The sequence below is a fragment of the Nocardia kruczakiae NBRC 101016 genome (assembly GCF_001612965.1).
Lineage (GTDB): Bacteria > Actinomycetota > Actinomycetes > Mycobacteriales > Mycobacteriaceae > Nocardia > Nocardia kruczakiae.
The window spans coordinates 55,896-68,115 of record NZ_BDBL01000023.1; the positions used below are offsets into that span (position 1 = coordinate 55,896).

The 12,220-nt window shown below is 68.2% G+C and carries 14 protein-coding genes; 5 read left to right on the top strand and 9 right to left on the bottom strand.

Annotated features, from left to right (window positions below):
* Window positions 1-5 precede the first annotated feature (5 nt).
* From NK1_RS17320 to NK1_RS17335, 4 genes are all read right to left on the bottom strand, one after another.
* Entirely contained in the window at window positions 6-725 is a 720-nt protein-coding gene (locus NK1_RS17320) for a TMEM165/GDT1 family protein (protein ID WP_245660609.1), read from the bottom strand.
* A gap of 356 nt (window positions 726-1,081) precedes the next feature.
* Entirely contained in the window at window positions 1,082-1,609 is a 528-nt protein-coding gene (locus NK1_RS17325; RefSeq protein WP_063009894.1) for a hypothetical protein, read from the bottom strand.
* Between the two features lie 203 nt (window positions 1,610-1,812).
* A complete protein-coding gene (locus tag NK1_RS17330; protein ID WP_036496963.1) occupies window positions 1,813-2,436 on the bottom strand; it encodes a superoxide dismutase in 624 nt (207 codons plus the stop codon).
* Window positions 2,437-2,693: 257 nt separating this feature from the next.
* A complete protein-coding gene (locus tag NK1_RS17335) occupies window positions 2,694-3,302 on the bottom strand; it encodes a hypothetical protein (protein ID WP_063009896.1) in 609 nt (202 codons plus the stop codon).
* 450 nt (window positions 3,303-3,752) lie between these two features.
* Here NK1_RS17335 and NK1_RS33835 point away from each other — a divergent pair, with 450 nt between their 5' ends.
* The 4 genes from NK1_RS33835 (at window position 3,753) to NK1_RS17355 (ending at window position 7,121) form a co-directional block, all read left to right on the top strand.
* On the top strand, window positions 3,753-4,136 hold the full coding sequence (locus tag NK1_RS33835) for a rhodanese-like domain-containing protein (RefSeq protein ID WP_245660610.1): 384 nt from the start codon (window positions 3,753-3,755) through the stop codon (window positions 4,134-4,136).
* Window positions 4,137-4,208: 72 nt separating this feature from the next.
* Window positions 4,209-5,306: a DUF4328 domain-containing protein gene (locus NK1_RS17345; protein ID WP_245660611.1), complete on the top strand. Its 1,098-nt coding sequence runs from the start codon at window positions 4,209-4,211 to the stop codon at window positions 5,304-5,306.
* On the top strand, window positions 5,303-6,070 hold the full coding sequence (locus tag NK1_RS17350; protein ID WP_036496965.1) for a glycerophosphodiester phosphodiesterase: 768 nt from the start codon (window positions 5,303-5,305) through the stop codon (window positions 6,068-6,070). The genes NK1_RS17345 and NK1_RS17350 overlap by 4 nt, the downstream gene beginning before the upstream one ends.
* Before the next feature lie 124 nt (window positions 6,071-6,194).
* Window positions 6,195-7,121 carry a DUF5926 family protein gene (locus NK1_RS17355; protein ID WP_063009898.1) on the top strand — a complete coding sequence of 309 codons (927 nt, stop codon included), beginning with the start codon at window positions 6,195-6,197 and terminating at the stop codon, window positions 7,119-7,121.
* A gap of 91 nt (window positions 7,122-7,212) precedes the next feature.
* Here NK1_RS17355 and NK1_RS17360 read toward each other — a convergent pair whose 3' ends face one another.
* From NK1_RS17360 to NK1_RS17380, 5 genes are all read right to left on the bottom strand, one after another.
* On the bottom strand, window positions 7,213-7,761 hold the full coding sequence (locus tag NK1_RS17360) for a ferritin (RefSeq protein WP_063009900.1): 549 nt from the start codon (window positions 7,759-7,761) through the stop codon (window positions 7,213-7,215).
* A 152-nt stretch (window positions 7,762-7,913) separates the two neighbouring features.
* On the bottom strand, window positions 7,914-8,453 hold the full coding sequence (locus NK1_RS17365; protein ID WP_063009902.1) for a ferritin: 540 nt from the start codon (window positions 8,451-8,453) through the stop codon (window positions 7,914-7,916).
* Between the two features lie 9 nt (window positions 8,454-8,462).
* A complete protein-coding gene (locus NK1_RS17370) occupies window positions 8,463-9,890 on the bottom strand; it encodes an LCP family protein (protein WP_439955945.1) in 1,428 nt (475 codons plus the stop codon).
* Between the two features lie 91 nt (window positions 9,891-9,981).
* On the bottom strand, window positions 9,982-10,776 hold the full coding sequence (locus NK1_RS17375) for a CPBP family intramembrane glutamic endopeptidase (protein ID WP_063009905.1): 795 nt from the start codon (window positions 10,774-10,776) through the stop codon (window positions 9,982-9,984).
* Between the two features lie 59 nt (window positions 10,777-10,835).
* Window positions 10,836-11,609 carry a DUF2470 domain-containing protein gene (locus NK1_RS17380; RefSeq protein WP_063009907.1) on the bottom strand — a complete coding sequence of 258 codons (774 nt, stop codon included), beginning with the start codon at window positions 11,607-11,609 and terminating at the stop codon, window positions 10,836-10,838.
* A 109-nt stretch (window positions 11,610-11,718) separates the two neighbouring features.
* Between NK1_RS17380 and NK1_RS17385 the strand changes: the two genes are divergently transcribed.
* The gene (locus NK1_RS17385) at window positions 11,719-12,138 is read left to right on the top strand and encodes a hypothetical protein (RefSeq protein WP_063009908.1); all 420 of its coding nucleotides are present in this window, start codon (window positions 11,719-11,721) and stop codon (window positions 12,136-12,138) included.
* The last annotated feature ends 82 nt before the right edge of the window (window positions 12,139-12,220 follow it).

The following is a 12,220-nucleotide window of genomic DNA, read 5'->3' on the forward strand; positions in this document are numbered from 1 at the left end:
GCCGCTCAGCGTCCGTGCAGCGAATGCGGTTCCGCCGGCTCCTCGTCGGTCCGATTCGACCGCCCCAGCAGTCCCCACAGCGCGCCGCCGACCATCGGCACCACCGCCGCGATCGAGTACTCGCCGAGTTTGCCCAGGTCCGGCGCTATCGCGCCGAGCAGGGTGGCGGCACCGATGTACAGGAACAGCAGGCCGGACGCGACGGCGACCGCCCGCTCCGGAATGTGCTTGCCGACCGTGATGCCGATGGCGATGGCGAGACCGCCGGCGGCGACCATGCCCGCGACCGAACCCACCCAGACGGCCACCCAGCTGTGATTCGAGGCCAGGGCGATGGTCGCGAACATGGTGCGGTCGCCGAGTTCGGCGAGCAGGAACGACGAGATCACGATGAGGAAGGCGCGGCCGGGAGAGGCCGGGCCGGCGGTCTCGGGTTCGTCGGGATCGGGTTCCTCGTGCCGGGCCGCCCACAGCGTCCACACGCCCACCGCCAGCAGGATGAGGCCGGTGCAGAGTGCGATGAAGTCGGTGGGCAGGGCCGCGCCGAGGAAATGTCCGACGCCGACGGCGATTACATTCACCAGCACGCTCGCGACGGTGATACCGCCCAGCACGATCCACCAGCGGTAACGCAATGCGAAGGTCAGGGCCATCAGCTGCGATTTGTCGCCGAGTTCGGCGACGAAGAGCACGCCGAAGCTCAGTAGTATCGCGGCGATCATCATCGGCTCCCAGGTCTCCGGCGTGTCGGCCGAAGACGGGGCGCCCTCAGCCGACCACGCCCGTATGAACGGTCTGTCGTCGGCCGAAGGTCTCGCCCACCGGAAATCCGGTTCGGATGGCCGGATCCGTCGAGCGGATCAGTATGTCGACCATGCGATTGCGGGCTACTCCCCTTCGCTGTCTTTCAGCCTACCCTTACCTGCGCGCTGCCGCCAAGTATCTGTTGTCGAAATCGCAATGCGCACAATAAGTTTGGCGATGCGGCCGAAAAGTTTCGGGTACCCGTCGAAGGTGTTTCGCCGGGGCTCCGCACCGCGTTCGGACGTCCGTGCCGCGGGTGCCGGGGTGCCCGTGGGCCTCAGGCGGCGAGCAGCATGGCCAGCACCGCGGTGTCCGGATCCGAGATCGGGTCCACGCCCACGCGGCTGACCATCGAGGTGACCGTGCCGTCGAGTTCGGCCTCCACCCACGCCGCCCGGTGCGCAAGCCCCAGATGCGGAATGCCCGGCAGCAGAACGCATCCCGACGCGGCGCCGACACATTCGGGCAGCGACGGATTGGTCTCCGAGGGGGGATGCAACATCATCAACGCGGGCGGCACATGATCGGCGAAGCGTCCCGGTTCGATCGCTTGCTCGCCCAGTACCGGCCCCTCGGCCACCACCAGTCCGACGGTGTCCGGCTGCGGATCGTCGGGCAGTTCTTCGCGCGCACCGAAGACCGTCGTGGTGGTCAGCAGGCCGGGCAGGCTCGCCACCCGCACCGCGAGTGCCAGCAGTTGTGCCCATTCCTTGGTCGTATCGGGCCAGCGCCCGGAGATCACGAAGCCACGCAGTATGCCGCGTGCCTGGAACGGCGTGACCCCGACCGGATTGTTCGTACGCATCGGATGCCTCCCGAACTGTCAACGGGGGCGGCTCCGCGATGAGCGAGCCCGTCCTCGACCTATCGTGCGATAGGAGTACCCGAGAATGACTCGAACAATGTCTGGCACACAAGTACCACAGAGTGCTAAGTCGCAGGTAACACGGCCGAAACGCAACTCAGGCCATACCCGGCGGGTATGGCCTGAAGTCGCGGAGAGGCATATCAGCCGAAGATCAGGCCCTTGCCCTGAGCGACGGCCTTGGCGAAGCGCTCCTGCACGTCGGCCCAGTTGACGACGTTCCAGAACGCCTTCACGTAATCGGCCTTGACGTTCTTGTACTGCAGGTAGAAGGCGTGCTCCCACATGTCGACCTGCAGCAGCGGGATGATGCCGAGCGGCACGTTGGCCTGCTGGTCGTACAGCTGGAAGGTCAGCAGCTTCTGACCGAGGGTGTCGTAACCCAGCACCGCCCAGCCCGAGCCCTGCAGGCCGTTGGCGGCAGCGGTGAACTGCGCGCGGAACTTGTCGAACGATCCGAACTGGTCGTCGATCGCGGCGGCCAGGTCCCCGACCGGCTTGTCGCCGCCGTTGGGGGACAGGTTCTTCCACCAGATGGAGTGGTTCACGTGACCACCGAGGTGGAAGGCCAGGTTCTTCTCGTGCAGGAAGATCGCACCGTGGTCGTCGGCCTCGCGCGCGGCTTCCAGCTTCTCGAGCGCGGTGTTGACGCCGGCGACGTATGCGGCGTGATGCTTCGAGTGGTGAATCTCGTTGATCTGCCCGGAGATGTGAGGCTCCAAGGCGCCGTAGTCGTAATCCAGATCTGGCAGCGTGTACTCAGCCACGATGTCCCTTCCTCATGATGTCGGCGCGTGTACCCGGTCATGTCGAGCACACCAACCTTCATTCGTACACCCGCTCGATGCAACCGGGTCCGGTCCACCCTAGATTCCCACGGCCCGAAATCGACGGCTCGGCCAGGATCGAGGGCGCACGCCCGTGGTATGCCCCGGCTCGGAGATTTATTCACGCTGAACGCATGTCGGCGCGATTTCGCCCGGATCGCGGTACGGAGTTCCGCCACGCCGGCGGTGGGCCGCGCCTACATAGGCGGTGCGACGTCGGGCAGCATCGTGCGCGGATCGCACGAGTCGTGTGCCTTCCACCAGCGCCGTGCGCCGGCCACGAATTCGTCGAGCCCGACCAGAGTTCCGTCGGCGGTCTCGATGGTGACGTCCTCGAACCAGACCCGCACATCCAGCTCACGCGGATCGGTGCCCTCCTGCTGGGAGAACTCGAGGACGTGGGCCGGAACCCGATCGCTGATCGTGGTGTCGAAACTCAGCAGCTCGCGCCACAGCGCCCAGCCACTGTCGTCGACATCGATGAAATCCCAGCCGTGCAGGGCGCCGCCGCCGAATCCGGCGATGGCGTCCCCGAGGGTGTCGAGGGTGAGCGGGAAGATGCGCGGTGCCAGATCGTCCCAGCGCTGCTGGCGCAGGGATGCCGCGACCCGGCTGACCCCGGACAGTGTGAGCGTCACCCGGCTGTCGGCGGGCTGCCCGTCACCGGGGAGGGTGAGTACCTCCAGTTCGATTCGAAGTCGTCCGTCCGCGGCGTCGACCACGAGTCCGAGGCAGGTCGCCTCGGCGAGTGCGGTGTTGAGCCCGGTCGTATCCAATCCGTCGAGTAACGCCCTGCTCGCGTCCATAGCGTCAGGCTACCGATTCCCCGCCGTCGAGCCCGGTATTTCGGTTTCTCGCTAGTGTTGTCGTTTTTTTGCCGAAGCGAGGGAACCGATCGGTCAGCCGCCCCGTCCAAGTATGTGTCGGGCTCTCGTAGCGGCCGGTGATACGCCGTTGACCAGCGCAGGAGACCCGCAGGCGGCGGCGGGGGCCGCTCCGGGACCGAGGAGGGGAGTCCCGGAGCGGCCCCCGTTCCGTTTTCCGGAATCGGTTGATGCGAACCGACCGGTCTCGCAAGTCGCAACCTGTGGATGAGGTTGTGGATTATGTGGATAACTAGGGGTGAGATATACACAGGTCGGTGTGCCCGGGGTGTGCGGCACGGTAAGGATGGCCGGAACAAACCTGGAGTTCACCCGGGCGATCGACTGCCGGGTCTCCCCGCCGATCCGGGGGACGTGGCAGGATCGTCCATTGTGACGAGCTCCGAAATCCCCTCGGTGCCGGTCCAGGATCTGCCTGCCGAATTCGACGCCGCACCGTCGGCGGGTGCCGGATCCGGAGCCGGCGCCCCGTCCGCGATCCTGCTCGATGTCCGCGAGGAAGACGAGTGGCAGCTCGGCCACGCGCCGGCCGCGCTGCACATCCCGATGATCGACGTGCCCGCACGCCTGGACGAACTGGACTACGACGCCGACATCTACGTCGTCTGCCGTCAGGGCGGACGCTCGATCGAGGTCGCGAAGTATCTGGCGTACGTGGGATTCGAGGTCTACCAGGTCGTGGGCGGCATGGTCGCCTGGCAGCAGGCCGGACGCCCCCTGATCGGCGCGGGCGATACCGAGGCGAAAATCTACTGACGAGCTGTCGAATACGAACGCAACCGCACACCCGATGATGAAGGTCGACTGGATGGAAGGGGGAGCAGCCCGGTGAGTACGGTCGTGCAACCCTGCGCCCGGTGCGGCGCCCGCTGGGCGGTGCACGGCGCCCCGATGCACTGGTGTCCGCGCTGCCGCGGTGTGCTGCTGTCACCGGCGCCCGTCGACGCCCCGCCGGAACGGCGCAACTACCGCTGGGTGGCCCGCCCGCCGGGGCGCGGCCCGCGGGTCGAACGTCCGCGTCCGGCGCCCGCGATCGATCCGGCCACCCCGCGCTACACCGAGATTCCGCGCTGGGGACTGCGGGACCGGCCGCCGCACCTCGCCGCCGCGCCGCGGAACCGGATCCAGGCCGTCCTGCACTGGCTGACCGAACGGGTCGCCGGTCTGCTGCTGGCCACCGTCATCCTGTTCGGACTCTCGGCGGTCGCCGAATTCGGCCGCTATCTGATTCTGCTGCGCAACCGCACCCGGCTGATCCAGCCGCTGCTGCTGTTCTTCTCCGATCTCACCGTCTACGCGACCTCGGTCGCCGCACTGATCTGCGCGTTGATCACCGCGGTCGGCCTGCTCGGCTGGCTGGTCCGTGCTCGCCGCAGCGCCTACGCCGGAAACGGCCGTCGCGATCCCCGCTCCCTGCGGGCGCTGCTGTGCGGCGGGCTCATTCCGGTGGTCAATCTGGTCTGGCCGGGTGTTTTCCTCACCGAACTGGCTCGCCAGCTCGGCGGTGACCCGCGCACGCTGCGCGCGGTCCGGATCTGGTGGTGTGTCTGGGTTCTCAACGGTGTGATGGTCATTGCGTCGCTGTTCTGGCGCACGGCCGATACGCTGCAGGGCCAAGCCGACGGTGTGATCTTCACGGTCTACACCGATCTGGTCGCGGTCGCGGCGGCGGTGCTGTCGCTGTGGGTGCTGCGGATGTGCGAGGGTCGTGATCTGCGCGGCCGGATCCGGACGGCCAAGCGCTGGTTGCCCGCGGCCGGTCCGGCGGTACCGGTGATCGAGCCCGTCCATCCGGTCGGCGCGGTGGAAACCGCGGACCGGGCGCCCGCCGGGAACGCCGAAACGCAGCACACCGAAGCCGAGAGCACCGGCGCCGAGAACACCGAGGCGGAGCGCGTCGAACAGGAGGAGGTCATGGCCAAGTGAGCCAGGGCAATCGCGCACCGTTCGTGGTCGCGCACCGGGGTGCGTCGGGTACCCGTCCCGAACACACCCTCGCCGCCTACGAGCTGGCATTGGAGGAGGGCGCGGACGGTGTCGAATGCGATGTCCGGCTGACTCGTGACGGTCATCTGGTCTGTGTGCACGACCGCACGGTGGACCGCACCTCCTCCGGCACCGGCCTGGTCAGCGAGATGACCCTCGACGAGCTGCGGGATCTCGACTTCGGCGGCAACGGCAGCCCCGCACCGGTGCTGACGCTGAGTGAGCTGATCACGCTGGTACTGGACTGGCGCAGCCGCCCGACCAAACTGTTCATCGAGACCAAGCATCCGGTCCGCTACGGCGCGCTGGTGGAGAACAAGGTGCTGGCCGAACTGCAGCGCTTCGGCATCGCCACACCGGCCTCGGCCGACCATTCCCGCGCGGTCGTGATGTCGTTCGCCGCCACCGCGGTGTGGCGGATCCGCCGGGCCGCGCCGCTGTTGCCGACCGTGCTGCTCGGCGAATCCTCGCGGTATCTGGGCGGAAGCGCCGCGACGACGGTCGGTGCCACCGCCGTCGGCCCGTCGGTGAAAACCCTGCGCGAACATCCGGAACTGGTCGACAAGGCCGCCGCCGCCGGACGCGCCACCTACTGCTGGACCGTCGACGATCCCCAGGACGTCGAACTGTGCGCGGAACTGGGCGTCAGCTGGGTCGCGACCAACCATCCCGGCCGGACCAAGAACGTGCTGGACGGAATCTGATCGAACGGGAAATCCCGGCGGCGGAATCGGTTCGCCCTCCGCGGCGGATTCCGTCCGCGCTTCCGCGGCAATTCGGTGCGCCCCTGCGCAGCGGTGGCCGCGGGAACCTGTAGGTTCTGCGTTCGTGGGTAAGAGCAAGCGCAACAGTCCCAAGCCCGACAGTAATCGGGCCCAGCGCCTCGCCGAACGTCGTGCGGCGCAACAGCAGGCCGCTTCGGCCGTGACGCGCCCCTTCGCCGGGCTGGCCGCCGAATGCGACCTGGTCGCACTCCGCGAATTCGTCCCGTCGGCGACCGCGACCCTCGATCTGGCCGCGGGTGTCTCCGCCGAGCGCCCGGTGACGCTGGCCACCGTGCTGCCCGGCGCCGTCGCCGCCCTGGTTCGCGCCGGTGACGAGCCGACCGGATTCGTCGGTGCGCAGGTGCAGGTCCAGTCGGACAATCCGGCCGCCGATCTGGCCGCCGCGATTCTGTGGACGCAGGCCGCCGAACCCGGCGAATCGCTCACCGCGGCAAGCGAAGCCGCCCAGGACGCGGTGCCCCCGCTGTCGGAGGTCATCGACCCCAAGGCGAATCTGGATCTGACCGTCCACCAGAACTTCCAGTGGTGGGTTCCGGAGGGCGTCACGCCGGATCCGCAGGTCGCCGCGACCATCGACCAGGCCGATCAGGCGATCATGCCGTCGGACCGGCTGGCCCTCGGCGCCGAATCCGTGGGCGCGGCCTGGTGGGTCGACGCCGGCGAGAAGGCGCATCTGCGCTGGGTCCGGCCCGAGGACGAGGACGCCCTGATGCTGGCCCTCGCACGCGTGCACGCCGCGGGTGGGCTGCACCTGGGCGACGGCTCTCGATTCGCGGGTTCGTTCCGCACGCACGGCCTGCTGGTGCCGGTCTTCGATCTGGATCGCGAACGGCACCCGAGCGAATGGGTCACCCCCGCACACGAATTCGGTGCCCGCCTGGCCGAGGCGCTGGCCTCCGACGCGCCGCTGAGCTCGGAGGAGCGGCGCTCGCGCGACGGACTGCGCTCGCGCCAGGTCACGCTGCGCTAGCGAAACCCACTGCGGGACAAGCGTTCCGCACCGGCTGCATACGACGAACTCGGCCCGCCGGACGGCAGGCCGAGTTCGTCGATCTCTCGCGTCAGATATTTCCGCCGGCCGCCGCCGGCGCCCCGGAAGCATCGCTCGGACCGCTCATCTCGCGGGAGACGAAATACTCGAGGTCGAACAGGTTCGATCCGGCCCGGTCGGCGACGGTGAGCAGCGTGGTCATCCGCGCCACCTCCTCGACCTGCTCCTTCAGGAACCACTGCATGAACTGTTCGCCCAGATAATCGCCCTCCTCGCGGGCGGTGCTGGCCAATTGGACTATCTGCTCGGTGACGGTCTTCTCCTGCTGCAGCGCCAGTTGGATCGGCTCGCGGGCATTCTCGAATTGCGACCGCGCGGCGTCGACGCCGGACAGTTCGACGCTCATGTCCCGATCGAGGAAATACCGCACGATCATCATCGCGTGATTACGTTCCTCGATGGCCTGGGCGTAGAAGTGCTTCGCCAGAACCGGCAGATCGGCATTGTCGAACCACACCGCGATCGCGATGTACTGGTGCTCGGCATTGAATTCATGCCGGATCTGATCGTGGAGCAGGGCGTGAAATTTGCTGTGCGAGGAATCGGGGTGGCTGGACATGGGCCCGACATTAGTGCTGGTCAAGTGCGGCTGTCATCCAAGTACACCCTTAATGAGGCAAGTATTGCCTTAGTTACCGGCGCCTTACCCGAGCGGCTCGGCCGCATTTCGGAATTCGCCGGCTGCCTGCGATTTCGGACGCCCTCGCATTTTCATCGCCGCGCGATTCCCGCCGGTTTCGGAGCGGAGGCGTCGGGCGTGCGTGTGGCCGGGATCTCGCGCGCCACGAACTCCTCGATGTCGAACAGATTGCCCGCCGCTCGCTCGCACACCGCCGTCAGGGTGGTGAGCCGCGCGACCTCCGCGAGCTGATCCTCGAGGAACCAGCGGATGAACTGCTCACCGAGATAATCCCCCGCATCGCGGGCGGTGCGGGTCAGCGTGGTGATGTGATCGGTCAGTTCCCGTTCCCGAGCCAGCAGGAATTCCACGGTGGCCGAGGGGGATTCGAAATCCGAGCGCACCTCGTCGGTTCCGGTGACCGCGACGGCGACATCCCGGTCGAGCAGATACCGCACCATCCGCAGGGCATGGGCGCGTTTGTCCTCCGCGCCCAGATAGCAGATACGTGCCAGCTGCGGCAGCCGCTGCGCGTCGAAATGGACGGCCGCGGCGAGATATTGCTGCGAGGCGGTGAATTCGCGTCGAATCTGCGCGCGCAGCAGGTCGGGGAAGGGGCCGGTACCGGACATACCCCGACGCTACCGGGTGAGCAGATCGTCCGGGACCGCCCGGTCGTGTGCCAGCGCATCGAAGAAGCGGCTCGCCCGATCCTTGTCCCACAGCAGCACGTTGCCGGAACCCGACTCGTCGATGAAGCCGCCGATCGGCACGGTGGTGGCGATCGTCTTACCGTGCAGCGCCCAGCCCAACCGGCCGAGATCCCAGATGTGATCGCCGTTGTCGACCTGCATCGAGGAGGCCACATCGCGGGCCAGCGGCCACACCTTCAACGGGTTGGCGAGCGTACCCGCGCTGGTCGCCTTCTCCAGCAGCGCGGACAGGAACAGCCGCTGATTGTTCATGCGGTCCAGATCCGCTCGCGGGGTGGCGCGGGTCCGCACGAACCCGAGTGCCTGAGAGCCGGACAGATGCTGACATCCGGCCGGAAGGTCGATACCGGCCTTCGGATCGTCGATCGCATCGGGCAGGCACATATCGATCCCGCCGAGTGAATCGACCATGCCGGCGAAACCGCCGAATCCGATTTCGGCGAAATGGTCGATGCGCAGGCCGGTCGCGTTCTCGACCGTCTGCACCAGCAATTTCGGGCCACCGGCGGAAAACGCCGCATTGAGTTTGTCCTTGCCGACGCCCGGAATGCTCACATACGAATCGCGCGGCAGGCTCACCACGGTGGGCGCACCCGATTTCGGGATGTGCACGAGCATGATGGTGTCGCTGCGCTCACCGCCCGCGTCGGCGCTGTCGCCGGTCGACAGTTCCTTCTCCTGTTCCGGCGTCAGACCGACGCGGGTATCGGATCCGGTGAGCAGCCAATTGGTACCGGCCGTCTGCGCGACGCGGTCCGGATAGGCGGCCAGTGCGTCGACGCGGTGGAGTGAGCGATCCAGATAGATCAGCCCGGCGACCGGCAGCAGGATGACGATGAGCAGCAGGATCAGCAACCATCTGCCCCAATGCCGCTTCCGGCGGGCCCGCGGCGCACGGGGTTCGCGCGGCGGGCGCTCGGTGCGGCGGGGACGTGCCGGGGGCGGTGGTGGTGGTGCTTCCCGGTACGGCACCGGGCGCTGGGTCGGAGCGTGGGTGGGCGGCTCGCCGCCGTGTTCGTAGGGCGGCGGGTTGCCGCGCGGCCGCGCGGGGCTGCTCGGCACCTGCGACCAGGCCAGCGGCGGATTGTTGCCGTCGCGGCGAATGACCTGGGTCGGTTCGATCGGTGGACGTCCGGGCGGATGACCCGATCCCGGGGGTAGCGGCCGTCCCGAACCGGGAGGACGGCCCGAATGCGGCGGGCGGCCCGAGCCGGGTGGTACCGGCCGCCCGGAACCGGGCGGGACGCGCGGATCGTGCCCGTGCCGGTCCGGCGGCGGCATGCGTCGACCGTCCGGGCCCGCCGGCGGCGGCACCCGGCGGGTCCGCGGATACTGCTGGGGGTCGTCGCCGTTCACCACCGAGATGGTACTGACCGGGGCGTTGTGCCGGTCGGCACAATGCGTCCGCAGGGCTGAACGTGGCCGATTTCCGCAGGTCGGCGCGATCTCACGGCAGCCAGGAGACGTGGCCGTGCAGGGCGGTGTAGCCGATGTAGGCCACCGAATCGATCGTCGCGTGTGCCAGGATCAGCGGCCACAGCCGTCCGGTCCGCTGCCAGTACCGGCCGAAGATCACCCCCATCACCAGGTTGCCGAGGCCTCCCCCCAGCCCCTGGTACAGGTGATAACTGCCACGCAGCAGCGCCGACGCGGCCAGCGATCGGTTCTCCGACCAGCCGAGCGTGCGCAGCCGGCTGATCAGATAGCCGACGACGACGATCTCCTCGGCCACGGCATTCGCCACGGCCGAGAGCACCAGCACCGGCAACCGCCACCAGTGGTCGTGCAGTGAACTGGGCACGATCGTCACGCTCATGCCCAGCGCGTGGGCGGCCAGGTACAGACCCAGTCCGGGCAGCCCGATCACCGCGGCGAGGACGACACCGGGGACCACATCACCACGCCACCGGATCCGCGCCAGCCCGACCGGTCGCGGCCCGATTCCGCTGCGCCACAACAGATACAGTCCCAGCGCACCCCAGCCGATCAGGCGGGTGACGCTCAACAGCTGAAACAGCAGATCGATCGTCGACTGGGCGGCCCGGGAGGGATTCAGCGCGACCTGCTGACCACCGATTCCGCCCGGTGCCAGCGCGCTTTCCAGCAACGACAGTGCCGCACCGGCCCCGCTCGTCCCGAAGGTGACGACCAGGACGATCGCGATCTCCACCCGGATCGCGAACCGGTCGCGCTCCGCAGCGGGATCGGGCCAGGCAGCTGCGAAACGATCGGCCGGAACCATAGGAACAATCTAGGGGTGGTCGGCCGCATGCCGCGTATCCGGCCGTGGCGGGAGTTGTTTCAGGCGGAGCGATCGGAGCCGTGCATGCGATCGAAGAACGGGCAGCCGGCGAGGATGCGCACCGCGCGGCTCAACTGCTGCACGTCGTCCACCGGCGCGTGGAAGGGCAGGCGCACGTCGTGATCGGCGTCGGGCCCCTCGACCCGCAGCGTGACGCCGTAGCGGTCGATGGCCAGCGGCCGCACCGAGCCGCCGCGCAGCCGGACCGGCAGATGGCGGGCCAGCCGGGCGATCACATCCGCGTGATCGGAGTCCATATGCTGCAACCAGGCCGCTTCCAGCTCCCAGAACGGATCGGCGTCGGCGCTGCGCAGATCGTGCGGGCAGACCGATTCGGCGCCGGCGGAGTCGGCGACGACGGCCGATTCCAGCACCACTCGCAGCAGGGTGCTGGTATGGCCGACATCGAGCAGGCCGGGATGCGGATATTCGCTCGCGACCTGAGATGCCAAGGCGCGCTGGGCATGTCCGGGTACCGCCCGCACGCGCCCGCGCAACCAGACCAGCGCACGCACGGGTTCGCGTAACGCCAAGGGTGCGTGGTCGGTCAGCTCCAGCACACCTGGTGAACCGACCTCGGCCGCCGCGGCGGCGACCGCCGCCGAGTTGCGCGCGACGGCGACGACCACATCACCGCACGCGCGCAGGTGGTGCACGGTCGTGGGAATCGGATCGGTGCCGGGCAGGGCCAGGACGGAACTCTCGGCATGGGCGCACGCACTGCGGATCCGCTCCGCGGCGGATGGAGCGGCGGACGTGATCGTGCGGCGCATACAGACCTCCAGTGACGAACCCGGGACGGATACGGACGGATAATTAGGTAAACCTAAGCTAAGTCACGGCCCGTGGTTACGCAAGCATTGCGCTCGCTACGGTGGAAATGTGCCGCACGATTCGACGCCCGCTTCCGAACCCGTTCTGTTGTCGTTGAGCGTGCCCAGCACGGGCCCGTCCGATCTGGTGGACGGACTGGTCCGGCCGCCCTCGGCGAATCCCCAGGCGCCGGTACTCGATCTGACCCTGCCCGATGAGCGCATCGCCGAATTCCTGGTCGGCGTAGCACATTCCGATACCGGATTCGTCGCCGCGACGGGCTCGGGTGAGCGGGCGGTGGCGATCGTCGCGGCGACGGTGGCCGCGCTGTGCGGCGAGAATATCCGGACCGCGCTGACCAGCCCCGATATCGATTTCCTGCGTGGCCTGTCCGCGCCGGCCGTCCAGGCACTGCGCGAGGTGCTGCTGGCCGTCGAGACCGAACAGGTGGAGTCGGTGACGGCGGCGCTGCGGGTGCTGACCTCCTGATCGAGCCCGGCCCCGACCTGGGCTGTTACCGCTGGGTACGCACAAACGGCGAGCGCGCAGCCAACTGCCAGTAATGTCGTAT

Excerpts from the sequence above, each read along its gene's own strand:
- NK1_RS17375 (WP_063009905.1), bottom strand. The coding sequence starts at position 10,776 with ATGGTTCCGGCCGATCGTTTCGCAGCTGCCTGGCCCGATCCCGCTGCG.
- NK1_RS17360 (WP_063009900.1), bottom strand. The coding sequence starts at position 7,761 with ATGTCCAGCCACCCCGATTCCTCGCACAGCAAATTTCACGCCCTGCTC.
- NK1_RS17325 (WP_063009894.1), bottom strand. The coding sequence starts at position 1,609 with ATGCGTACGAACAATCCGGTCGGGGTCACGCCGTTCCAGGCACGCGGC.
- NK1_RS17380 (WP_063009907.1), bottom strand. The coding sequence starts at position 11,609 with ATGCGCCGCACGATCACGTCCGCCGCTCCATCCGCCGCGGAGCGGATC.
- NK1_RS17365 (WP_063009902.1), bottom strand. The coding sequence starts at position 8,453 with ATGTCCGGTACCGGCCCCTTCCCCGACCTGCTGCGCGCGCAGATTCGA.
- NK1_RS17320 (WP_245660609.1), bottom strand. The coding sequence starts at position 725 with ATGATGATCGCCGCGATACTACTGAGCTTCGGCGTGCTCTTCGTCGCC.
- NK1_RS17335 (WP_063009896.1), bottom strand. The coding sequence starts at position 3,302 with ATGGACGCGAGCAGGGCGTTACTCGACGGATTGGATACGACCGGGCTC.